Origin of the sequence: Nitrosovibrio sp. Nv4 (assembly GCF_900215485.1) — a bacterium.
GTDB lineage: Bacteria > Pseudomonadota > Gammaproteobacteria > Burkholderiales > Nitrosomonadaceae > Nitrosospira.
This window is the reverse complement of sequence record NZ_OCMZ01000002.1, coordinates 1,002,604-1,025,574: the sequence shown is the minus strand read 5'-3', so window position 1 is coordinate 1,025,574 and position 22,971 is coordinate 1,002,604. Positions and strand designations below refer to the sequence as shown.

Genomic DNA, 22,971 nt, shown 5'->3' with positions numbered 1-22,971 from the left:
GTCAACCCGGCTCATTGACATCATCATCTTTGGGAGTCTCTACCCCGAAAAAAAACCCTATCCGCTCAGTGAGTAACGCCCACAATTTCACACCGCTAACAATTTGCTTGTACGGTATTCCGTTTGGGGATGTTGTGCTTTTCTTTATCAAGTCCAGCGTAATCAGACTAGCCTCATCCTTTTCCAGATTCGGGATGACGGATCTGACGATCATCAAAGCCAAGACCATTGTTCTGGCACCCGATTCCACGGAGCCATCGCCAGTCGATATTGAGGTGACAGAAGAGAGCATTCCATCCTTTGTCACAGCGCCAATGAGTCCATTGTTTTCACCAAACTGAACATTAAAAGTATCGAATACCTCGCCTTTGCTGCTGATCGTAATATCGCCGATAGCGAACTTCATGCGCAATTCCTTAGCGACTTTATTGAATTCTGTTTTGAATTCAGCCGGAGTAATACCCAGGGAAGCTTGCTTAGGTGCAACGCGCTTATCGTCAATTACGACATTAAGGGAGGGATTGCGTTTAGCCACCAACTCTCCTGCCGCCTTGACGTCGTCTCCTGACAGGGAGCTACATTCACGATCGATATCTGACTGTGATTGAGATTCCATCGCGGCAGCACATCGCTCTTTGGGCGGAAGGCTTTCTTTTTCGCTAGCGCATCCAGATAAAAAAACAGCGATTCCTGTAACCAGCAATATCTTTAACATTTACTGCTCCTTGTTTTATTATTGATATCAGAACAACTTTTCCTGCATTTCATCAGGCTCATCCCCAGCCAGAATGTTTCGCACCTGGCGCTCTGTAAGGTTGTACTTCTGTGCCAACCGCCTTTGGCTTAACTCCGCATATTCCGCCCGGATAGCGGCGTTGCGCACGGCATTGGCAGCCGCGAGCGCTCGCGGAATATCAAAGTGAGCCTCACCCCCAAAATGCTTGATCAGTATGATTACGGCCACCGGACCGATAACCTTGACCAGCACATGATCCGGATCGAACCGCTTCGGGACATACAGCCGCACGCCACCGTAGTGCTTCACTAGCTGGAGCGTGCCAGGCAAACCGATCAGGCGCGCGATATCACGCAAGATGCCTGGCAACAAGCTTTCGTCCAGCTCAACCATGGCCCTGTCTCCGCTTGGCGTCATAACCCAACGCCGCAATAATCTTCCGCAACTGTGCAACATCGCACCAGGCTGCCTTTTCCACGGCGAACATATGCCGTGCCATACCGTCCGCGTACTGCCAAGGCCGCCCAGCCGTGTGCAGCATAGCGGCGATCTTGCGCATCAACGCCTGTTTGCTCTGCGTTGCGGATGGAGGGGTAACCCGCTTTCTATCGTTCTTCCAGCCACGGGCACGCATGTGCTGTAGCACCAGGCGCCGCCCGGCATGATCCAGCTCTGCGGACGAGCCGACGCCGGCAACCGCTTGCAACATTGCGCGGTACGTCTCATCATCCAGGCCGAGCTGCGCCTTGCCGATGTGGATCTGTGCAAGCTCGCGTTTGCGGAGATCAGGGGTTGGGCGTTTCATCTCAGTCAACAAATCCAGTTTTCACCAGTTCGATGGACTGGCATGTTTTGCGGATATGGCGGCAGAATGCTTTCGGACTGGTCCAGTATGGTTCCCACACGGAAAAGCTGCTCTCAACCATCTTTTTGTAAAAATCCTTGAGAAACTTACCCAGTCGTCGGTTGAGCAACTTCTTTTTTGCTTCACTCCGGTTCTGGACGGACCAAAGAAATCTCTTTTTCTCACAGTAAAACTTTAGGGCACGCTCATCCTTCCCGTTCATCCATTCGCCTTTAATCCAGCCATCAACATAGACCGCGATGCAGCTCTGGAGGGGCTTCAAGCGTTGTATTGATGCAGTAATCTCGTAACCGTCACAGCGCAGCTTTACGTTCCCATAAGGGCTAGATAGCTCCGTTTCGATCTTTTGCCATTGGTCTTTCGTGAGAGTGTATTTGCTGGTTGACATGGTTTCTGTTCCGTTAAAAAAACTTGATCGAAGGCGCTATGGTTAACGCCTTCTGGCAAGCATTTTTACGTGGGTTCCGACTTGCCGCCCGCCTCGCTCCAAATAAAATAGGGTCCTTCGCAGTGTGCCAGCGCACGATTCGCGTCATCTGCAATGCGGAATTTGACCTTCCTGTCCGCAAGACGACCGAGCCGGGCGGCTTCTTCACAAACGCCCCCCGCGTTCCTGTCGGAAAATGAGAGCACCTCGCGCCAAGCGCCTTTGAGGTTGACCTGTAGCTTCATGCCGTCACTTCCTGCTCAAACGGTGTAATCACAAAATCCTCGACGCCGGTAACCAACGTGATCCCAGCAACGCCACGCACCTCATCCGGTTCATTGAGGATGGCCTCTTTATTGATTTCCGCCTTCGTGCGTACGAACTTGCCGAGGCCCAGCCGCTTGAGTGTTTCAATCACGGCTTCAACACCACGCACCGAAACGCTCGCTGGCCGCTTGCGCCACTGCACCTCTCCTGTGATGAGGTTTGCGGTCTTGACCTTGCCGCCGTCCGTCAGCTCCAGCCGATGTGCTTCGCAGTAGCCTTGCACGCCATCCTGGAGGATCTGCAGTTGATTCTTGATTGCCTCCATGCGTGGCTGGAAATTTTGTGTGACGATGGCGACGGCATCATTCATTTCCGTGGCGGCACGCAGCAGCTGGCGCTGCAGGTCGCCGATCTTGCGGATATCAGCGGCAGCATCATCCTTTGTTTGCGGCACATAAGCCTGCGCCTGGGCTTTGAGTCTGGTGGCGGTTTTAGCCATGGTTTTCTCCTTCGGTTGGTAATTCGGGACGGGATTTGAATTTGTCGAGCTGCTGCCTGACGGACGTGGGCATGGCTGGGCGTTGCGTTGCGGGTTTCCTGCTGGCATCCACCAATTTCATGAGCTCGGCGCCAGCTTCGTCCACACTTAACCCTGCTTCCTTCACTACTTGCCCGCCTACTGGCGTCCTACCAGCTCGCCGGTCCTCTGACTTTGCTTCTACCTTTGCTTCTGCCTTGTCCGCATAGCCGGCAATGATCGTGAGCAGGTACCCGTGCGATTTGAGGGGCAGGGTGAGCTGGTCGCGCTTGCCCAGCATCTCTTCAAACGCCTGGCGCCAGTATTCCTGGGGAGCTGGCCAGATACGCCCACCGCGCTCGATTCGTCCCGTCTGGATCATTGGCATCAGCTCATCCAGTAATTTCACCAGGCGCGGCATTGAAAGAGCCCGCTGCGCCGGTTTGAATAGCTGCACATAGCCGATCAGCAGATCCCCGAATGGTGTGACTGAAAAAGCGCGCACCACCGCATTGCGGGCCGCGATATCGTTGATCGCGGCCTCGATCGGGAAATCGGTGTGGCAACAGGGACAGATCAGACGCACAGAAGCTCGCCTTTATCCGACACGAACTCAGCCAGCGTTTTGGCCTGCTCGCGGTCCAGCTCGATCGGTTGCGTGCTCAATCCAAACAACATGATGGTTTGGTCAGATGTAATAGCCACGCGAAAGCGAGATTTTGCGGGCGCCTCCTGACTGGTTTTAGCTGGCTCAGGCTCTGGCGCTAGCGGTGCCACAGCTTCGATCACGGCCTCACTCTCAGTGATACCGATCGGGTTCGGGCACCCTTCCAGATCAGCAATGGTGAGGTCTTCCTGTCCGCACTGAACACAAGTCCCAATAAATTCTTGGCCTAGACCTTTAGCTGATGTGCGGCGTAGAGAGTGCGTGTGGCTGATCACTTCCACAGGCGAGGTTGCCGCAGACACTGGCGTTGCACGCTTTCTTGGTGCAGGAACCAAATCCTCTGGCTTTACGCCTGGCGCAAGGCTGTAAACTTTGTCTGAGTAGCTTCCCTCGGACACTATCAAGCCGCGCTTGAAATAACCTTCCAGATACGGTTTAACGGACGCAGCACCGGAGGCCGCAATCAATTCCTTACTGGTTGCGGAACCATTTTTTTTGAGTAGATCAAGCATGATCTGGGTCTTGCTTATTGTTTGTTCCATTTGTTTCTCCTGGGTTTTTGTGATTGGGGCTTCCGCTTTGCGGTCACTCGGGGGCGGGGTTGAGACGATGTATTGCCTGCCGTAATTGATTTTCGAGATCATGCCGGTGGGCCAAAGATAGTCTTCCGTGCGGCCGTCGCGATGGATAGTCGCCCGATTGATAGCCCTGGCGTCATACAACTCCGTGAGCACGCGGAGGTAGTCGACAGCTGATAGGTCCAGCTGCAAAAACAACGCTGCCTCTGGCATAGGGTTTTGCGAGCTGCTGTCTGCTAGTAGATTCAGGATTTTTCTCTTGGCCTCCATCAACGCGCCTCCCCTTTGTCAGCGCGGACGTGATATCCGTGACCGGTACCATCCTTCGTCCATTTCCGGATCCGGTTGAGCGCCATCTTGGCGTCGATTGCGGCATCAAGGCTGTACCCGTTTCGCGCTGCCAACCGATACAACACGATCACAACATCAGCCGCTTCCTCGACCAGCTCATGTATCGGTCTGTCGCTTGTCGCTGCCCGGATCAACTCGGCCATTTCTTCATTTGCCCGGCCGACAGTGCGCGCATTGCTACCAGCTGGGCCGAATACGTGCTCGGCCCAAGCGGAGATGCTCTCTTGAGTTTCTGTCCGCATCATCAGTGCACCCCGCCTGACCCGCCTTGGGGCACCATGATTATGTTCGTGCGGATGATTTCATCGATAATCGAGTTGACGTCGCCCTTGTCCTTCTTCATGCGCTCAACCACGATTCGGGCCATACTGCTTGATATACCCATCAACACGCTCCGATGCGCATTAAACTGTTCTGACAACGTGTTTAGCTGCGAGACCAGTGTTAGCACCTGGTGATTGACGCGCTCCAACTCCACACGCAATTCCTGCTCGGTCAATGCTGCCGGGTTGGCAAGCGTCGGAAATGTATACGTGGTCATGACGATCCCCCTGGCGCAGCCGGGCGGCTGCGCATGATGCGGCCGTAGCCGCTGGTTGAGATGTACACGCAACGCAATTCTTCGCCTCCGCTCCCGCATTCGCTTTGCACCGTAGCGGCCAGCTGCTCGCCCGCCTGGGCTGGCGGGCACGTAGAGGACAAACGAGAGATTTCGTTGCGCTGCGCGTGATCGCGATCGCTGAGCACGAAGGCGCCAGCCACTACTAAACAAAGGCTGGTGAGACCTATAGCGCGGCCCAGATGGCCTGGATACCAGACTCTCCTCATGGCACCCTCCTGATAACCCACTCGACCTGGACGCCCTCTATGCTGGCGGCCATGGTGGTTTCCGTGCCGGTGTATTTGATCGGGGAGGCTTCCAGAAAGATCGGCAGCAGCGGGTGATTCTCGACCAGGACACGCGTATTCCGGTTACCCACCGCAATGTGTTTTATCGTGCATCCTGCTCGCGCAAGCCGAACGGCAGCGCGCTTTGCGCGACTTGTGGAATCGATGACGCCCTGATTTTGCTGGCCGATTGACGGCGCATTGAGTACAGGCTGTGCTGTCATGTTGCCGCCATCATGGGCACTGATGCCATTCTCCGCGTGCCGTACAGGTGGTAACCCGGACTCGGGCCGCTCCATATCCTGCGGATCAGGCGGCATATACCGGTTGTTCATAGCGGCCTCCCTTCCGATTCAAGCAACACGTGCGCAGCCTGATTCAGGGCGGCATCCCATTCTTCATCGGTTGTGGGATTGTCTTGCGCGACCTCCGCGTCGCACCGCTGCATCACGTCAGCCAGCTGCGCGATCGTGCCTAAGAGTAATTGGATTTCGCTCATGACAGACTCCTGCGCTTTGTAACCGTCCACTGGACATCGACGCCATCGTGCGACACCACCATCGTGTAATCCATGCCGCCCCGGTGCTCGTTACGGCTGATCTCCGCCACACCCAGGCTTGAGCACTCGACCTCCGGCATGATGGTGATGACCGATGCGATCGGACTCATCCGGATTTCTAGGATGCGGAACCCCCGATGCACAAGCATTAAGGCGACGCGCTTTACTCGCGCGAGGGCATCCATCATTTGATAATTCACGCCGATAGACGACGCGTTGGGAAGGGGTGGAGTTGTCATGATGCCGCTCTCACCAGTACCGATGCCGTTCTCCATGCGCCGCCCAGGGTGTAACCCAGAGCAGGGTCACTCCATAGGCGGCACGCCAGCATGATTCTTTTGATTGTTTTCATGGTCTCCTCGCTTGATTGTTGGGGCAGGTTTGGCACGCGCGCCAGTGCTTCATAGCGCGTGGGCTGCTGGTCGGCACTTGTCCCGTGTGGTAGGTCTTGCACTCGCTTAGGCTGATCTCCACCCTAAGATGCGGGCAGGTAACGCGACCATACGTCTCGATCACCTTGGTTGCGATCTTGTCGGTTTTGGCTGGATATTTGCCCGACACCACCAGGCTGATCGCGGTTCGAGAGACGCCAAGATCGCTTGCCACCTTTGCCTTATTGGTGGCGGCCACGGCGGATATCAGCAGCTCCATCCAACTCATGCCGGCCTCCCGCTGATCCGGATTTTGGCCTCGGTGTTCGGGTCATAAACGGTACCCTTGGCTACGCTCAAGACTGGCGCCCTCGGTCCCGTGTCCTTATCATCCGGCAGCCACCATCGCGCAAAACCATTGGAGGTAAGCGCTGTCCCAGCCTCTCGCCTTGGCAGTTTCATCAAATAACCGGCACGCTCCAGTCCGTGCAGGTATTTGCGGATATTGCTGGCGATGTCACGTTCGCCGCCTTGTGCTACCAGCATTTCGAGATCTGGAATGCTGAACTTGCGGCGGATGCGTATGGCGCGCCAGACTCGGGAGCGAAGGGTATCCCTGAATATCCTCGTCCCTGGCTGAGCGCCTTTCGGGCCTGCCCGCAGCGCAGTACTGCCAGCTGCAAGCGCCTCTTTGCCCGCACTGGTGAGCCGGTAGCAGCCCGGCCCCGTCAGTTCGATCAGCCCGTGGTTGCGCAGCTTGCGCTGCGCGTTGTCCACTTGCCTGACATCCAGCCCGGTGAGTGCGATCAGCCGCTCGACGGTGATACACTCATCAGGCGAATGCTTGCCGATGGCCGCTAAGAGTTGTTCGGAGATCCACGCCATTTAACGGTTCTCCTCATTGAGAGCCATGATGGTGCGCGCATGGGAATCCAGCCTTGCTGCGAAATTCAACGCGCCTTCAGGAGTGAGCTCCACATCAATGGCACCTCGTCCGGCGATCACAAAGGACAACTGAACGGTGCGCATTCCCAGATCTTCATATCGCCATACGCTCAATATTAGGTCGCCGTGAGCACCACGCTCCCCGCTCACGTGGAAAACTAAAACGTTTTCATCTATGGGATGGAGTTGCATCACCGCACCGCCTTTACGACACGGGGGCGGCGTGCTTGCCAGTCGTGGGTAAGGGTTTGGCCGGCCATTTCCTGCAGGCCAATTTTGGCGATGCCGTTGCGCTTCGCAGTACGCTCGCAAATTGCGATCGCATTCATGATTTCACGCATGCGGCCAGTGCTTTGCCTGTGGATCTCGGCAATCAATTCCGGAAGGATTTCCACCTCTGCCAACTGCCGGCATGCAAGCGCCACATCGTCAATGGTGGAAGGCTGGAACTCCACAACTTTTGCAATACGGCTGCTTATCTGGGCATGGCGCGCAATCTTTGCCTGGACCTGCTCCATGCCGACCAAAATGACCAGCACCTCAGTCAGGTCGGAAAGGTCACGGATCGCTTCCAGCACCTGAGCGTTGTCACGCAGACAATGCTCGACCTCGTCGATCACAAGCGGGGTCTGCTGCACGCCGATGTAACCGGAGATGCGCGCAAAGATATCCTTAGCACGACCGCGCGAATCGATCTTTAGATGCTCCGCCAGTTCCGTCATGAAGTAACGGGGAGTCCATTCCACCTTAGCGCGCAGATATGCGGCGCCGCTCTGTATAGCCCAATGGTCAACCGTTTCGCTCTTTCCATACCCGGCCTCGCCGGTGACCAGCATAAGGCTGGCCTCGGCTGCGCCACGATCCTCGACCGCTGTAATGCCAGTGCGGAACCGCTCATAATTGCTGGTTTTTACAAACACATTTTTCACTGTGCTACACTCCTTTTTGCTGTAGTGCGTCAAAAAGACCGTGCGGTAGCTGCAACTACCGTACGGTCACCTCTTCATCTTCCGTTCCCGAAAAGATGTCTTCCCATTCGGGGGTGGACCGATACCAGTCCAGCCATCCTTCATCTGTTGCGTTAATCTGTTCGGCGTTGGTCATCAGCCAGCGGTATTTAGCTGCATCGGTACTGAACATAGGGCGACGCTTAGGCAGGTTGACGACGCTGGCTACAGCGGTTTCGGCGACTTCCACGCCTGGCTTATCCGACTGCCTTTCCTGCTCCTCTCTGGGGTATTCAATTCGCATCGGAGCCAACTCAACTGCAGGCTGGTATTCCAGCATCTGGGGTGGGTTGAGTTCGGCCTCAGCTTCCTCGATCTTGACCTGCGCACGTTTGATGCGGCCTTCTGCTCGTTTCTGGGCGGCTTGTTCCAGGAAAGACGTCGGAAAGTAATTGCGCTTGTTGGCTTCGAACTCAGCCACACAGATCATGCGGCCTTCCTGGTCACGGACCCACACCCGGCTGGCGTCGTGGATGTCGTATCCGACGCGGACCATCTCGCCGTGGTAGGGGTCCAGATCCTGGTGGAAGTAAAGGTTGCCGAACATGCGTATTTCTGCTCGGCTGACCTTGGCTTCCTTGTAGGGGCGGAAGAGATCCTCGGCCTCATGCGCCAAAACTGGTACGGACTTCCAGCCTTCCGCTATTGCTTGCGCCCAGGCTTCGTTAGGTGTCTGATGGCGCAGCTTGCCGCCTTCGTCACGCACCTTTAGTAGGGCCCGGTGCGGCCGGCCGTTATAGTCATCGACCTGCTGCTGGCACCAACTGGTGAAGTCGTTCCAGCCCATGAGTAGTCTGGAGGTGCCGCTGGTTTTGATGTCAGCACGAGTGATCTTGTAAGCAGCCTGTTTCGCCTGGCGATCCATTGCCGCGCCCATGTAGGTCGGCAAAGATTTTGCGCCGCGTACCCAGATTGTCTGATGCGCGCGCTCGATAACACCTCGAGCCTGGGAGTTGTAAGGGAGACTATGGGTAAGCGTGATGCTCAACCGTTCCATGAAACCGGTTGCGGCGTCGGACATGGCAGCATTGCGATAACCAGAACCGTTATCGACATAGAAAATGGAGGGAATACCGCCTGTTTCGCAAGCATGGCGTAGGGCATCCAGTACTGCCCAAGTGGATTCTGCCAACCCGGCCGACCAGCCAACCGCACGACGTGTGGCGATGTCTATCACTGTCGTGATTTCAGGACGAAACGCCTTACCATGAGCCGGATGAGCCACCTCTCCATCGAAGGTGTGACCATCTGCGGTATATGCATCAGTTGGCCACATTTGAGCTGTGTCGCGTCGCACAAACGGCCGAATGGATTTAATTTCACGACTTCCCATGCGCCCGCGCTGCACGTCCACCTTGCTCATCTTTTTCAGAAACCGATTGGCGGCGTGGTAGGAGGGCGGCGTGATTGCAGATGGAAGTATTGAAGGGAGCTGTTCTATGCAGTAAGCGAGGCTTGGCTTTTGTGGCTGCTGGTACAGCTTCAAGAGATAGGGTGCCCAGACGGGCACTTCGATAGATTCGCGGGATTTCGGGGCAAGCTCCGCCCAACCTCCTTGGGCATCGTTAAGCCAGCGATAAAGGGTGCCGCGTGACAATGCGCGGTCTGTTCCGGCTTTCGCGTTGGCAATGGGTACGAGGCGCTGCAAATGCGGCGCCAGGCTGCCGCGTGCGGCCAGATCGAGCACAGAACGAATGGCTCGCTCCGTGCCGCCGACCTCGGCCAGACGGCGCACTTCGGCGCAAATTGCAGCCCGGGCCTGGGCAGTCTTCCGCTGCCAGTCCTTCAACTCGGCAGGTTTAACACTTTCTAACTGCGCTACATCAGTATCCGGCTGCAGCTGATCGATTGGCACGGCTTTAACCAGAGCCTGCACAGCCTCTTCTTTTATTCGCGTGAGCACCTTTGAAGGTACTTGGTATTCAAATCCGCCGCCACGTCCCACGCGCTCTTGTTTCTGCCATTTTTGACGTGACACCAACTCGATCCAACCTTTTTTGGTGGAAGGGAATCCGGTCAACCTCATTGCTGCCAATTCGGCACATGAGTAATGGCTTTTGAGCGCGCTCACGGCCGCTCTCCCATTACCTTTTTAAGGCGCTTAATTTGCTTGACCACTTCGTCGCGCATGTTTTCGAGCTTGCCAAGCTCCGCATTTAAGGCGTCCTTACCAACGGATACTCGCGCGCCGAGTTTGGATGCGTAGAGATTGAGTAGTGATATGTCGCTGGTCGCCATGTCGAAGGCAATGGCGGTATCCAGGGGTGGAATGTGGTCTTCCCGCGATTCAGCGGTATAGGCGTCCAGCATGTGCTTGCTGATGTCGCGGCCGAGCAACCGGCTCATGGTGGCAGAAACTTCGTAGCGGTCGTGTCCGTCCAGAGCTTCGCTCATGGTGTGCGCGATCTCTACCCTGCAGGCTAAGCTCCCGGCCGAGCGGGGAGCTGGCTGAGGGACCGTGAACATATCCTGGGTAATGATGTCGCGCTTGCGCATTACGCTACCCCCGCTTTGTTTAACGCATATACGTTGCGCGTTTTTTTAACGGTGCTACCATTCACGTTCTTGGCTTTAAAACGGCCCAGCCCGCGCTCTCCACGTCCACTGCGCGGTGTTCCATCGGCGTGATAACGGCTGGGCCAGATGATTTGAGGCGTTACGCCAAGATACTCCGCGATCAGGCGCTCGTACTTTGGGCAGGGCCCGTAAAGGGCATTGCTGAGGGCTGTGCGGCAATAGCCGATTGATAATGAGAGCTGCTGCAGGTTGGTGCCGGTTTCGCGAACCGCGCCGATGATTCGCCAGCGCTGCCAGTCTTTCGAGGCTGGTTTTTTTGTCATGTTTAACGTTGATTTGTTTATATACATGAATCGAACTGTAAACCGACTCTGTATAGCTGTCAACAAATAATTTACAGGTAACAGTTATGGTGACAGTTAGTGCAGCCATGAATTTGTCTAAGCTATTGTTTTTACGAAGTAAATACTCAAATAAAGGTACGTCTTTTTATTTTACAGTTGGTAACAGTTAGGTGACAGTTATGAGCGAAAGCGAAAAAGATCGGCGTGGAGATATGATGGAAAGCGAGCGAGGGATGATTGTGAGCAAGGAGGGAACGTATTACTCCGCAACAAAGCTTGCGGAGCTAAAGGTTCCTGGACTACCGACGACACGGGCTGGAATTTATAAAACGGCGGCTCGGGAAGGGTGGCCCCAAATTAACCGGCCTGGAAAGGGTGCAAAGGAAGGGGTTAAATTCTTTTTAGTACCGAAACAAGTTATTGATAAACTTACTGAAAAAGCTCCAGAAAAAGCGCCTGGTAACGCGCCGATAGTGCGTGATGAGAAGGATGGGTCTCGCGTTCGTTATGGTCGCCGAGCCGATGATTTCAAACATCCCCACCTGGAAGAGTTTGTCCAGGTGCCGCGACATGACCTACACGCGCGCGCCGGCGGTGGTCCTGCTGTTCATTCTGATCAGATCCTGGACCACTGGGCATTCAAGGCAGATTGGGTTAAACACAACCTGGGTGTGGCGCCCCGAGACCTGGCATTAATTAGCGTAAAGGGCGACAACATGATACCCACGCTATCGAGCGGCGATATGGTTCTGGTTGATACACATAGTGGGCGGGTTGAAAATGATGCAGTTTATGTGCTGGCGCACAACGGCGACTTGCGTTGCAAGCGTATTCACCGAAAACTGGATGACACAATGGTGGTTATGAACGACAACAAGCAGTACTCAGATGAGGTACTGGACTCATCGAGGGCCTCCACGCTGAACGTAGTGGGAAGGGTGGTATGGGCTGGGCGACGAATGTAAGTCACTACTGATTTATCAGAGTAGTTCCAAATAAATCGCAAAAGTCACCATTTTCTTATCGTTTTTTCTTATTTTGTCTCAAATGACGAAAGCGCCTTAAAATCCGCCTAAATCCTTAATCTGTGCGGTTTTCGCGCTTTTTTTTCTTCTCTCTTAATGTCTCAAACTGAACACCCCCCCACATGGGCACTGAAGGGGCACTAAGTCAGAAAACATTGCAGCTACCTCTGGCAAAAAAAAGGTTGAAGGTCAAGATTGGCTACTGCTCAAGACTTCTGCCGAGCCCGCTCGATAAAAGCCCTTACGCGCCATGACGCAAATGATTCCGGAGGTACTTGTCAAATAATCTCTGCACCTCTGTCGTGGGCAAACTATCTTCGGGCAGCTCTTTGCCATGGGACAAGTGATCACGAACGTTTTTCAGCTTACGAAAGGTCTTTATCTCTTCGGGGTTACGCTCGTCATCGAGAAACATCGAAATTACCGAGAACTTGTCTGCTAGATTGTGCTTTCCTCCCATCACTAACATGATGCGGTCAAGGTACGCGTGGAGGCCGGGGGCTTGGCTCACCTTCTGCAGTTCCGCTGCGAGAAGCTGGTGGTAGACAGGAAAGATCTTGCCGACTAGGATCTCCAGCGATGACCAAGCCGCGATGAACGAGCGATAGTTGTCGGTCGCCCGATTGAGCGATTGCGTATAGAGGCGGACGACTCGTTCGAGATTGCCGGCCTTCATGGCCGCCGGCTAAGGGGCTAAGGGGAAGACTTAAGTAAAAAAATTGATTTCGCGTTCGCGAAAATTTCCCATCCCCTGTTCCTGCTATTTCTCACTTGAATTGTTTCTCCTTGCATTCCCTTGAATTCCCGCTATTTTTAATCATGAAGCATCAGGTTATGGTCGAACGAACAGGAGACAGGGACCATGCAAACGCGACACATATACGTAAAAATCGAGGAAATACCCAATTACAGCCCGGTCGCGCCAGACGATGCGGAACATCACAAGCACCGTCTCGACTGCATGAGGAACATGGGGCATGAGGATGCCACCATTCCCCAGGCAGAGGTGGATCGGCGCACGCTCAACGCCCTGGTCTACCGGGAATACCTCGATGGAGCCTATACCATACTCAAGGACGATCCGCTCATTGCCGCCGATACCAATGAGCCGCGGGTGGAGCGGCGCATTCCGGGAACGGTGATTTACACGCAGCCTGGCGAAAGGCTCTACGTGCATGTGCTCAACGGCGACATCGAGCCGCACAGCCTGCACGTCCATGGCCTGCACTATGGCATCGACTCGGACGGATCGTGGCCCTTTGGCGTGCAGGAATATGACGGTCCCAACCGCAGCGATGCCATTTGCCCCGGTGAGCAGTGGTGCTATATCTTCGATGCCAGGGAAGATACGATTGGCTGCTGGCCTTTTCACGACCACCATATGCATATCGAGGAGGTCGTCAAGCGTGGGCTATTCGGCGGCATTATCGTCCGTGATCCCCATTGCGAGAAGGTGGACCTCGAAGTTCCCATTTTCTTCCATCGCCTTACCGCGAATGTCGATATTGCTGAAGCAGCCTTCGACAGCGATACCCTCAACCCCGGCGATACCTTTGCACACACCTTTAATGAGGAAGGCACGTTTGAATACTACTGCCGTTTTCATCCAATGCAGGGACGAGTGCGTGTCACGGCGACAGGCCCCCTCACAGCAACCATCAATATCCTCGACACACCCGCCCGTTTTGAACTGGATGACGTTACGGTGGGAGTAGGGGCGGAGGTCACCTGGAACCATGCAGGCAACCAACCGCATACCGTGACCGAGCGTGCGGGAGCGGGGCTGGAGTCCTATGCCATCAACGGCCGCACCTTCGTGGGGAATACACCCACAATCGTCGCCGAGTCTGGCAAGCGCATACGCTGGTATGTGTTCAACCTGGACATGAGCATGGTATGGCACAATTTCCATCTGCACGGGCAGCGCTGGCGTTGGGGGACGGAGTGGGTTGACACTCGCTCGCTCGGCCCTGCTGAATCCTTCGTCGCAGACACGATCGTGCCGCGCGTCATTCTCGAACCCCTTCCACTGGATTGCTGCTGCAAGCCGCGTGAGAATGGCCAGAACGGGCCCGGCCATGAACCCGAGCATGGCGCGGAAGAAGAGGGGAATCAGCAGGGAGGCCGTGCCCAACCGGCTCGTCTCGGTGCTGCGAATGCGGCAGGAGCCGGGGCACACACCCATGCCCACCCTTCCCGTTTCGAATCGGAGGCATCCGACCCATCTCCCCATTCCGGAGGCCAGCACGAACATTCGCATGAGCATTCCGGGGAATGCGACAGCGCTTATCCGGATCGGCAGAGAGAATGCAAAAGATACCAGTTGCAGGGCGATTTCCTGATTCACTGCCACGTCGAGATGCACATGATGGAAGGCATGGCGGCGATATTGCGCGCCATCCAGGAAGTGGAGTTGAGCGAGGATGAGGTGAAGCGGATCTGCTATCAGCTGCCCAATGTGCGCATGCACGAATGCCCCGAGGTGGGTCATCACCCTTGCGGGGCCGATGGCGAGGACTCCTGGGAACTGCTTGACCCCTCACCCATCTTCACGGTTCATGGCGCGCTGCTGCATACCGGCCACGTACTGCTCTTTTCCGGAGCGGCGGAAAGAAACTATCCCCTGGAAGGCCGCATCTGGGACCCGACAACGAGACAGATCATGCCGAGTGTCATTACCCTTCCGGAAGATTTTTTCTGTTCCGGCCACATATTCCTGCCGGACGGCCGCCTGCTGGTGGTAGGCGGCGATACCAACGGCGCGGGGCACACCAATAACCGCTGCTTCATCTTCACGCCGGACACGACCAATCCGGATGCCGGTGCATTCTCGGCCACGGCCAGCATGGCTCATGCCCGCTGGTACCCGACGGCGGTCAGCCTGAGCGATGGACGCGTGTTGGCTTTTTCCGGTGGCCATCCCATTGCGGCGGAAGTCGAGGTCTACGACGGCACAAGCTGGGCGCCGGTAACAGGAGTGGATCGGACCTTTGAGGAGCTTTATCCCGGGCTACACCTGTTGCCATCAGGAGAAATCTTCTACACCCGCGCAGGCTGGGCGGGCGCGACAGGAACGCAAACTGCTTACCTGACTTTGAGCGGGCCAACTAGCGGCAGCTGGACCGATTATGGGCAGGAGCAATTCTACGACCGGCAGGAGGGCATGAGCCTGCTCACAATCGACACGACTGCCTCACCGGAGCGAACCCGCCTGTACATCTTCGGCGGCGGCGTATCCGGCCCGGCCACGGCGCGCAACAATGCTACCGCCGAAGTGATCGAATTCAGCGGCGGCGTGGGAGGATCGTCCTGGCGGCGCATCGCCGACATGAATTTCGGACGAACCAATGTCAACGCGGTGGTACTACCCACCGGCCGGATACTCATCATTGGCGGCCACAGCAATGGTCAAAAATGGTCCCCCACGCCCGTGCTTCCGGTCGAAACCTACAACCCGGATACGGATGAATGGACACCCGGCGCTTCCCTGAACTTCCCGCGCCAGTATCATTCGGTATGTATTCTCCTGCCTGACGGCAGGATTCTTGCCGCCGGAGGAGTCGCGCCCGGCACGGCTGATCCCGATCAGCACACCCTGGAGTTGTATTCGCCCGGCTACCTGAGCCTAGGGGCACGTCCTATCATTTCGACCGCACCGCCCAGCGTGACCTATGGCACTACTTTCTCGGTCGAAACGCCGCAGGCAGCAAATATTGGCAGCGTCGCGCTGATTGCACCCATTTCCGTCACGCACCATACCGACGCGGGGCAGCGCTACATCAAGCTGCCCATCAACTCGCGCACGGCAACCACCCTGGAAACCGCCGCCCCAGCCAATGGCAATATTGCCCCACCGGGGTTTTACATGCTCTTTGTCGTGAACAACCAGGGCGTGCCATCGGAGGCGAGATTTGTCGCTATTTCGTGAGGATTAAATAGGACGTGAAAGGACCTTGTTCGATGGCTACTTTCCCGCATGAACTCCAGTGCCGTCGTTTCTAGCTGTGGACGAACGCCAAGCGATGATGTCTATTCCCGGAAGATTTTTTAACACTTGATACCTTCAAGTTCCTTGAGCTGCGCCTCGAAACCGGCCGTTTGATCGATAGTTGAAGTTTCTCGCGTAGCCAATGATCATTTGCTCTCACACGGATTAAAGATGATGTGATAGAGGTCCAATCAGAAGTCAAAAATGTGTCTAATGATAGGCTTTTAGGGGGGTTAAATGATCTCTCACTAGGGCTAGCCCTAGTGAGAGATCAGGTTTGTTTAACAGGCCCTACAAAGGGCCTGTTATTCCAGAGAGCTTTCGGTAGATTCTTACTGATTGAACAGAAAAAGAGATTTTCTAACTTAGCTAAAATTCCTCCTTCCCTGCTCCAAGCTTGTCGCAGACCGGGCCGATCGAGCCATCCTGTTTCTTCATGTTTCGGCAGATGCCTTTCGCATTGAGGAACCCCCAAACAAAGTCTGTTTGCATGACCAGCATTTTTGGCCCACGGTTGATATCGTTGTAAAACCAGAAGGGATTAGGAATGCCATGATGACTGCGCGCATACCCAAAATTGGTCAGGCTTCGTTCGAATACTGAGAGGGGAGGGGGATTGATTGTTTCTGCCGCTGCACCTGCTCTGGCGTGACAGCTGATACAGCTTGAGCCATCCATAAAGCCCCCCTCGGTAACCGAATTGCCCAATAGCGTCGATTGACCGACTGAGTTAACAAACTCTACTTGCGACCCCTTGAGGCGAAAATTACGCCAAGCCATATCTTCAGGATCAGGCTCAACCTCACTAGTGCTGGTGCCGGTGCCGATACTTAATTTGACAAGGAGCTCATTCCATTCTGGCCGGATCTTTTCGAGAGGATAAGTTTTTCCTGAATCGAAGATAGTACTGCTTGAATTCAACCCATCTGAACGCTGATTCGGTTTGACATAATTGGCTGCAGTCGCCGTTGGACGATTGTTGTCGCCGCTCGCATAACCGTAAGCATCATTGCAACCAGTAATATCGCAACGACCTGGCAAGTTGACGTGTTCGAAGGTGGCCCAAACCCAATTGGGAATGTCTTTTGAGGAAATATGAAATGCTACTAAGTGATGGATCCCCTCAAGGTTGCACGTCTGATCTGTCTTGCTGATGCCGAGCGCTTTCAGGTCAATCTCGGTCTGTAAAAATTTGCTAATGTACTGTTTTTGATCACTTGGCAATCCCAATGCTTTAGCCAGATCTTGGTGCAACCAGTTACTCTTGATCATTACAGCATCAGGTGGTAAATCCACCCGGTAAAGTGAACCAGGTTTTCCATCCTTAGATGATTGATTAGCACGACGGTAAGGCCTCTCCTCCTGCATATTTATCTGGTTAGCAGCGAACACCTCTAGGACGCCGTTAGCGTTATATAAATTGTTTGCGAAGAGGTAGTCATGAAATTCACGGTTACGGACCGTCAACTCAGCATTGGTCTGGCGGATGACCCTGCCAGTACTTTCCGCATCAGTGGGGTTAAATTTCTTGACGATTTCTGCTACCAGGTGTTCTGAACATGAAGTAGGTGCGGCAGTATCGCCCTTCATGGATTTGAGTCTACCGAGTCTACCAGCACGACCAATAGGTGTGAGTGAATCATGGAATGGCAAACGGGTATTACGCCGTAAGACGGGATCGCGAGCCAACTTATGCGCCTCTTCCGGTAGCCCCCGAGTCAGGCTTTTAAGTGTTGCCTCATACTGGCTACCTGGGTATACGGGACAATGAACAGAATTATTTTTAGCTCCGGCTCCGGGCATGCAACAACCAGGCTCATATGTGTCGGGGGACTGGCCAGTTTTGCAAAGCGCATAAGGCTCGCTTGGCCAATTGTTTGTCTCGTCAGCCCAGTTTGACCAAAATTTAGCGTGAATCGCCTCAGCAAAAAGTTTCCAAGAGAACATGTCTGGACAAAGCATTGCGGCATTACTCAACGCCTTGCCGGTCCGGCTGTTGATGGGAGTGAGTTCTCCCCCCGCAAGGGTCATTGAACAGTATTCAGCATCCTTAATAGCAGCCTGAAAATATGAAATAGAATCTATAGAGGTAAAGGAGTCTGTATCTTCAGCAGCATACGCAGGTAACAGCGCGCTTAAGCTAATACAGATAAAGATTAGTGCGCGAAACATTAAACCTAAAATGGATTTCATAGTTTTTCCTGTTCTTCTTGTTTAATTCAAAAGAGGGTAGTGAATTATCAAGACTTAGCTTTTCATCACATTGCCGGATTTCACTCCCCTCGACTTAGTGGGACGGGAACTGGTTTTTTTGCAATTCCCTTTAAACCTCAGCACTGTCCGCAACCGGATGGCTAGCGGCGGAAAAATATCTACTGTGCTTACGATTAATGTCACCAGTAACGGTCGTCAACTTCTCCTTCATGCAAATTCCAATTCTGCTCTTCCCTAAATCACTGCTCCATGTAAAAACTTAACATGGAGACTCACTTCAAATTGACTACCAAGATCCTAACAATCACGACAATGACATAAGACGCAGTACATTGTCGGAGATATATTGATGGAGAAATAGCTGTAAGAATTTACAGCTTGCTGAGTTTGAGTTAGAGCTTATACTCAGTTGGGCTAACGCGTCGAGTTTCCACTTGTGCTCATAAAACCAATCGCCCATGCGAAAAGGAAGGCAAACGGTGGCTCACCGTGAAAGCTTTACTTGGAGTTAGAAGGCATAACTATCTATATTGTTAAGCATTCTTTAACTGTGCAAATGCCCTAACTATCCCTTGCTGCAGCGAACATTAAATTTCGGAGCGTAATAATGTCATTAAAACCAGATAGCCCCGTAATCTCACTTCCTAAAGATCAGTATGCCCATAAAGGCGCACCCACGGAGTGGTGGTGGCACACGGGCTCTCTATTAACCGAGTGTGGACGCAAATTTGGTTTTGAGATAAATGCGACGGGCACGCCGCCTTATGGCTTCACTCAAATAGCAATCATCGATGTAGAGAGACAGTGCCACTATCAGAAAGTCAACGTTGTTGCAGCGTTGCCTTCCGGTTGGGCAGAATCCGACATCACAAAACCCTGGTATGTGAACTTGGGCGGCTCCATTGAGAAGCAGGATGATGGTGCGATATCGATGCAGGCCATCGATAACAATCCCCTAAATATGGATGTTAAGGCCACTTTTGTAGACCGTACCACTTCTACACCATGCAAACTTAATCTCCAGCTTTACCAGGAAGGCCCCCCTCTGCTTGTTTGGGGAACTGGTTGCTTTGAGGTCAACCCAGAGGGCACGACACCACTTACAAAGAACAACTACTACTATTCCCTTACTCGGCTTAAAGCCTCAGGCCTCCTTACTATCGGAGCGGAGAAATTGGCCGTCACAGGAATGACTTGGATGGATCACGAGTACGGCTTTTTTTCCAACAAAGATGGCACGCCTGTAATTTGGGTATTACAGGATATGCAACTGAGTAATGGTGTGCACCTCTCGAACTATACAAATATTGGCGTTAAGCCCATGGAAAACGTAGCAATGGGATCGAACGTTACTGTGTTGTGGCCGGATGGCAGGACCATATTTGTGAAGAGTTCTACCACGCCACTCGGATCACCTTTAATAAGCGAGAAACGCCTCGAATATTATTTGCAATTTCGAGTCGAGATTAATAGCCCCCAGTTGACCGCGTCGTTTGTAGTCACTAGCTTGATGCCGAACCAATTATTCGTAGACGATGGAGCGGATGTATATGAGGGCGTCGCAAGTTGCGAGGGCTTGTTTGATAACGATTTCGTCTCAGGCACAGCATGGTTAGAACAAAGCCTGGGTTAAGTCCTTTTAGACCATTAGGACTTTAGGCCTGGTGCGCAGGCACGAGAAGTAGCCCGCCATTACTATTCCTATAGTCTCTGCTCAAACAGGACCCGGTGCAGCAACATTCTGCTACGGTCCAGTAAAACTGGCTGTTTGCTCAACTCACGAATTTAATAACTAATAAATAACATGAATGTTACTCTTGAACTCAGAGAAGCTCTCAGAACGGCTTACTACTTAGCTAAAGTGAAGACTCCTATAATTCTTTCTCTGGAAAATAAGGAAGAAAATGGGGAAAAGTACGATGAACGCCGCGAGATTTTCAACACCAGGTTTCGGTTTATGCCAGCCGCCATTGTGCTATGTACTACTACCGAACAGGTAAGTGTGGCGGTTAAATTTGCGAGCAAGCTTGCTCTGCCCTTGCGGGTGCGCTCGGGCGGCCACGACCATGAAGGTGAATGTTCTGGTACTGATACTATTCTCCTTGATCTCTCGCCAATGAATAAAATTGGCTGGGTCGAAGTTGGTTCAAAACCTCAGGTGGTCTGCGTGCAACCCGGTACACCATTTAAGGAACTCACTACGGAACTGGCAAAAAAAGACGTCATGATTCCGCATGGTACTTGTGGCACCGTTTGCATAGCTGGTTATACGATGGGCGGAGGTTGGGGCCCATGGACCCGCAAGCATGGTATGTGCTGCGAGCGTGTGGTAGGTGCGACCGTAGTGCTTGGTGATGGCACCATACGCGAATTGCGTATGGACAGAAATTCTCATCGGGAAGAAGAACTGTCTGAGGAAGAAAAAAAACTGCTTAAGGAGGAAAGAGAACTGCTGTGGGCGATTAAGGGCGGTGGTGGTTTCAGCTATGGCATTGTTACTGAGTTTGTGATCGAAACCTTTGAGCTGCCTTGGGAGATGATCAAGTTTGAGATCCAGTGGAACGAACTGCATTATGTGCCTGAAGACAAGGTATTTGCCATACGCAGCTCAGCACCTACCTCCACTCTTACCATATTGAAAGCTTGGGAAGAAATCATTGCTTCTACCGGTCCGGAAGCCAATCAACTGGTCGGAACCAATTTGAAAATCACTGCTAAGCATGCTCCCGAAAATGCGCCATTTGATCCTCCTACCGTAAGTCACAACTGTGTGATGTATGGCTACTGGGAAGGAGATGAAAACAGCCTGACGGAGTTTAAACATAAACATTTCGGATCCGGCGGTAAGCTTGTCATTCCTGGCAGGGCCGGGAGAAAGTACAACAGTCCCAAGGGCAACGGCAACAAGCACGTGCCCTATGGTGATCACTTGATGAGCTCTTGGGATCGCTATTCGTTTCACAACGTGGATCTCCTGATGCGGGGATTGGAAGGATTGCCGTTTCCTCCTGATGAGGATCAACCAGCGCCTCATAAAATCACCTCGCGCCTCGTTGATGCACAGGGTCTTGGCGAAGAAGGATGTTATAAGCTCTTGGAGAGTCTCACCTCTCCGCTCGTACTACCCGGCAACGAAAGTTTGGGACTGTTTACCTATATTACTCTGGGTGCCATCACCGGAAACTACTATCAGCATGTGATTACCCCAGAGCAGAAAACAAAAAGCGCCTTTCCTTACAAGGATAAGCTATTCACCATACAGTACCAAACCTGGTGGAACGAAACTGATGAACAAAAGAAGAAAGACCAGAACAACGAAGTGCACACCCGTGTAAACCGTGCGCTTGACTGGGTGGATGTTTGTCGCGATTACGATATTCCCAATACCTCAGGTGCCTTTATCAGTTTCAAAGACAGCTCGGTGCCTACCAAAACCTATTTCGATAAAAGTTATGAAGAACTGGTAAGAATAAAACAAACTCATGCGAGAGATCCTTTTAATCACTTTTGTTCACGCAAAACGATTATTTAATTGGGCTAATTGGGGTAGAAGGAAACGGTCGGTCATAAAAGGAATGTGAATTAATAAACACGCCAGTAAGCTGGCTTACGCCGTAGTCGCACTAAATGGAGCCGTTCAATAAATTGTAGTAGTTCTGACCTGCTCCCAGTAATTAGCTACACGGTGCAGTAGAAAAAATGGAGATAGCGTTCGTCTAAGCCTGGGCCAACGCATTAATGATTCAAATACACATGATGGAAAACTATTTTCTTATTTGAATGCAGTTAAGTGGATTGGAAATCAAGCCAGCCATACCGATGAGTTGACGCGTGATGATATATTCGATGCGCTCGATATAATTGACCTCTAGCCTTGAATATCTATTTAGCAAGGATGGAAAACGAGTACAGGAGCTAGTAGAAACCATAAACAAGGCAAGAGGAACTGCAAAGACATGAGGCGATTCGGAATTGCCCATGCCTGATTGCTAGTTTAAAACTAATCAAGGCTAACCTAGAATGCTGTTGCATAAGGCCGATAAAAAATACGTTATCAATAATACATATTCGATATAACTACCTACCGTGGAGGGTAATCGGCGACTCCATAAGCATATGCGGAAAAATGAAAAGGCGAAGGATCTCATTTAACAAGGAATAAAACAGGTAAAAATACAGCTAAAAAGAAATAGAGAAACAGGCGATATAAGCCTGAATTGATTTCCATGTCTTTTTGAGACGCCCCTCCCGCCCCTAGATAGCGAGGTAAGCATCGGCAAACCAATGCCCCATCTGCGAGGGGGCAATGATGGGGCACTTGCCTATAAAAACCTGCAATAAAATACAATCAGTAGCAACATGCTTGATGTAATAAGCTATTGATTCAATTGTTTTGATTTGTTGCGGATTGCTGTGAAGTATTGATTGACTCCGACTCATAATCCCTTGGCCGCTGGTTCGAGTCCAGCCAGACCTGCCAATAAAACAAGGAGTTATACGCGAAGGCTTGTAACTCCTTTTTGCTTTATTGGGTAATGTAACCGTTTTGTAACCCTTAGATTCAAATCAGCCCTATTGATTCTTGATCTGTAACTCCGTTGCTCGTACATTCGGCATACTGGTCATTCATTGGTTTAAAGCCCCCGTTATATAGCCGCAACGATGAGTTGCCAAGTCGCTGGTCCAAACTGGAATCCATGGTCGT

Annotated in this window: 28 protein-coding genes; 5 read left to right on the top strand and 23 right to left on the bottom strand. The window is 52.8% G+C overall.

Annotation, left to right across the window (positions count from 1 at the left end; genetic code table 11):
• Position 1: 1 nt before the first annotated feature.
• The 21 genes from CRO05_RS12810 to CRO05_RS12715 form a co-directional block, all read right to left on the bottom strand.
• Positions 2–715, bottom strand: a complete 714-nt coding sequence (locus CRO05_RS12810; RefSeq protein WP_097067525.1) for a hypothetical protein — start codon at positions 713–715, stop codon at positions 2–4.
• Between the two features lie 27 nt (positions 716–742).
• Complete coding sequence (locus CRO05_RS12805) at positions 743–1,129, bottom strand: Mor transcription activator family protein (RefSeq protein WP_159462742.1); 387 nt, start codon at positions 1,127–1,129, stop codon at positions 743–745.
• On the bottom strand, positions 1,122–1,541 hold the full coding sequence (locus CRO05_RS12800; RefSeq protein WP_097067981.1) for a gp16 family protein: 420 nt from the start codon (positions 1,539–1,541) through the stop codon (positions 1,122–1,124). The genes CRO05_RS12805 and CRO05_RS12800 overlap by 8 nt, the downstream gene beginning before the upstream one ends.
• A 1-nt stretch (position 1,542) precedes the next feature.
• Positions 1,543–1,989, bottom strand: a complete 447-nt coding sequence (locus CRO05_RS12795) for a hypothetical protein (protein WP_097067523.1) — start codon at positions 1,987–1,989, stop codon at positions 1,543–1,545.
• Between the two features lie 65 nt (positions 1,990–2,054).
• On the bottom strand, positions 2,055–2,273 hold the full coding sequence (locus CRO05_RS12790) for a hypothetical protein (RefSeq protein WP_097067522.1): 219 nt from the start codon (positions 2,271–2,273) through the stop codon (positions 2,055–2,057).
• A complete protein-coding gene (locus CRO05_RS12785) occupies positions 2,270–2,794 on the bottom strand; it encodes a host-nuclease inhibitor Gam family protein (RefSeq protein ID WP_097067521.1) in 525 nt (174 codons plus the stop codon). Before CRO05_RS12785 ends, CRO05_RS12790 begins: the two co-directional genes overlap by 4 nt.
• Positions 2,787–3,398, bottom strand: a complete 612-nt coding sequence (locus CRO05_RS12780; RefSeq protein ID WP_235001431.1) for a hypothetical protein — start codon at positions 3,396–3,398, stop codon at positions 2,787–2,789. The genes CRO05_RS12785 and CRO05_RS12780 overlap by 8 nt, the downstream gene beginning before the upstream one ends.
• Positions 3,389–4,327 carry a hypothetical protein gene (locus CRO05_RS12775; RefSeq protein ID WP_097067520.1) on the bottom strand — a complete coding sequence of 313 codons (939 nt, stop codon included), beginning with the start codon at positions 4,325–4,327 and terminating at the stop codon, positions 3,389–3,391. Before CRO05_RS12775 ends, CRO05_RS12780 begins: the two co-directional genes overlap by 10 nt.
• Positions 4,327–4,653, bottom strand: coding sequence for a dATP/dGTP pyrophosphohydrolase domain-containing protein (locus tag CRO05_RS12770; RefSeq protein ID WP_097067519.1), 327 nt, complete (start codon positions 4,651–4,653; stop codon positions 4,327–4,329). The genes CRO05_RS12775 and CRO05_RS12770 overlap by 1 nt, the downstream gene beginning before the upstream one ends.
• Positions 4,653–4,949 (bottom strand): hypothetical protein, encoded by a 297-nt coding sequence (locus CRO05_RS12765; protein ID WP_097067518.1) that lies wholly within the window; start codon positions 4,947–4,949, stop codon positions 4,653–4,655. The genes CRO05_RS12770 and CRO05_RS12765 overlap by 1 nt, the downstream gene beginning before the upstream one ends.
• Positions 4,946–5,236 (bottom strand): hypothetical protein, encoded by a 291-nt coding sequence (locus CRO05_RS12760; RefSeq protein ID WP_097067517.1) that lies wholly within the window; start codon positions 5,234–5,236, stop codon positions 4,946–4,948. The genes CRO05_RS12765 and CRO05_RS12760 overlap by 4 nt, the downstream gene beginning before the upstream one ends.
• Positions 5,233–5,631: a hypothetical protein gene (locus tag CRO05_RS12755; RefSeq protein WP_097067516.1), complete on the bottom strand. Its 399-nt coding sequence runs from the start codon at positions 5,629–5,631 to the stop codon at positions 5,233–5,235. Before CRO05_RS12755 ends, CRO05_RS12760 begins: the two co-directional genes overlap by 4 nt.
• Positions 5,628–5,795, bottom strand: a complete 168-nt coding sequence (locus tag CRO05_RS15595; protein WP_159462741.1) for a hypothetical protein — start codon at positions 5,793–5,795, stop codon at positions 5,628–5,630. Before CRO05_RS15595 ends, CRO05_RS12755 begins: the two co-directional genes overlap by 4 nt.
• Positions 5,792–6,094 (bottom strand): hypothetical protein, encoded by a 303-nt coding sequence (locus tag CRO05_RS12750; RefSeq protein ID WP_143860928.1) that lies wholly within the window; start codon positions 6,092–6,094, stop codon positions 5,792–5,794. Before CRO05_RS12750 ends, CRO05_RS15595 begins: the two co-directional genes overlap by 4 nt.
• Before the next feature lie 109 nt (positions 6,095–6,203).
• Positions 6,204–6,515 (bottom strand): LacI family transcriptional regulator, encoded by a 312-nt coding sequence (locus CRO05_RS12745; RefSeq protein WP_097067514.1) that lies wholly within the window; start codon positions 6,513–6,515, stop codon positions 6,204–6,206.
• Complete coding sequence (locus CRO05_RS12740) at positions 6,512–7,111, bottom strand: hypothetical protein (RefSeq protein WP_097067513.1); 600 nt, start codon at positions 7,109–7,111, stop codon at positions 6,512–6,514. The genes CRO05_RS12745 and CRO05_RS12740 overlap by 4 nt, the downstream gene beginning before the upstream one ends.
• Positions 7,112–7,363 (bottom strand): hypothetical protein, encoded by a 252-nt coding sequence (locus CRO05_RS12735; protein ID WP_097067512.1) that lies wholly within the window; start codon positions 7,361–7,363, stop codon positions 7,112–7,114.
• Positions 7,363–8,100 carry an AAA family ATPase gene (locus CRO05_RS12730; protein ID WP_097067511.1) on the bottom strand — a complete coding sequence of 246 codons (738 nt, stop codon included), beginning with the start codon at positions 8,098–8,100 and terminating at the stop codon, positions 7,363–7,365. Before CRO05_RS12730 ends, CRO05_RS12735 begins: the two co-directional genes overlap by 1 nt.
• Before the next feature lie 55 nt (positions 8,101–8,155).
• Entirely contained in the window at positions 8,156–10,249 is a 2,094-nt protein-coding gene (locus tag CRO05_RS12725) for a Mu transposase C-terminal domain-containing protein (RefSeq protein ID WP_097067510.1), read from the bottom strand.
• The gene (locus tag CRO05_RS12720) at positions 10,246–10,572 is read right to left on the bottom strand and encodes a hypothetical protein (protein WP_143860927.1); all 327 of its coding nucleotides are present in this window, start codon (positions 10,570–10,572) and stop codon (positions 10,246–10,248) included. Before CRO05_RS12720 ends, CRO05_RS12725 begins: the two co-directional genes overlap by 4 nt.
• A 101-nt stretch (positions 10,573–10,673) precedes the next feature.
• Entirely contained in the window at positions 10,674–11,018 is a 345-nt protein-coding gene (locus CRO05_RS12715; protein ID WP_097067508.1) for a helix-turn-helix domain-containing protein, read from the bottom strand.
• Positions 11,019–11,218: 200 nt separating this feature from the next.
• Between CRO05_RS12715 and CRO05_RS12710 the strand changes: the two genes are divergently transcribed.
• Positions 11,219–12,004 (top strand): S24 family peptidase, encoded by a 786-nt coding sequence (locus CRO05_RS12710; protein WP_097067507.1) that lies wholly within the window; start codon positions 11,219–11,221, stop codon positions 12,002–12,004.
• A gap of 301 nt (positions 12,005–12,305) precedes the next feature.
• On the opposite strand, the gene CRO05_RS12705 is transcribed toward CRO05_RS12710, so the two are convergent.
• Entirely contained in the window at positions 12,306–12,740 is a 435-nt protein-coding gene (locus tag CRO05_RS12705) for a hypothetical protein (RefSeq protein ID WP_097067506.1), read from the bottom strand.
• A 186-nt stretch (positions 12,741–12,926) separates the two neighbouring features.
• Between CRO05_RS12705 and CRO05_RS12700 the strand changes: the two genes are divergently transcribed.
• Positions 12,927–15,992 carry a galactose oxidase-like domain-containing protein gene (locus tag CRO05_RS12700; RefSeq protein ID WP_097067505.1) on the top strand — a complete coding sequence of 1,022 codons (3,066 nt, stop codon included), beginning with the start codon at positions 12,927–12,929 and terminating at the stop codon, positions 15,990–15,992.
• 429 nt (positions 15,993–16,421) lie between these two features.
• Here CRO05_RS12700 and CRO05_RS12695 read toward each other — a convergent pair whose 3' ends face one another.
• Positions 16,422–18,245 carry a hypothetical protein gene (locus CRO05_RS12695; RefSeq protein ID WP_097067504.1) on the bottom strand — a complete coding sequence of 608 codons (1,824 nt, stop codon included), beginning with the start codon at positions 18,243–18,245 and terminating at the stop codon, positions 16,422–16,424.
• A 628-nt stretch (positions 18,246–18,873) separates the two neighbouring features.
• Here CRO05_RS12695 and CRO05_RS12690 point away from each other — a divergent pair.
• From CRO05_RS12690 to CRO05_RS16170, 3 genes are all read left to right on the top strand, one after another.
• A complete protein-coding gene (locus CRO05_RS12690; RefSeq protein WP_097067503.1) occupies positions 18,874–19,899 on the top strand; it encodes a lipocalin-like domain-containing protein in 1,026 nt (341 codons plus the stop codon).
• A 171-nt stretch (positions 19,900–20,070) separates the two neighbouring features.
• Entirely contained in the window at positions 20,071–21,798 is a 1,728-nt protein-coding gene (locus CRO05_RS12685; protein WP_097067502.1) for an FAD-dependent oxidoreductase, read from the top strand.
• 190 nt (positions 21,799–21,988) lie between these two features.
• Positions 21,989–22,138: a DUF4145 domain-containing protein gene (locus CRO05_RS16170; protein WP_097067501.1), complete on the top strand. Its 150-nt coding sequence runs from the start codon at positions 21,989–21,991 to the stop codon at positions 22,136–22,138.
• Positions 22,139–22,971: the final 833 nt, after the last annotated feature.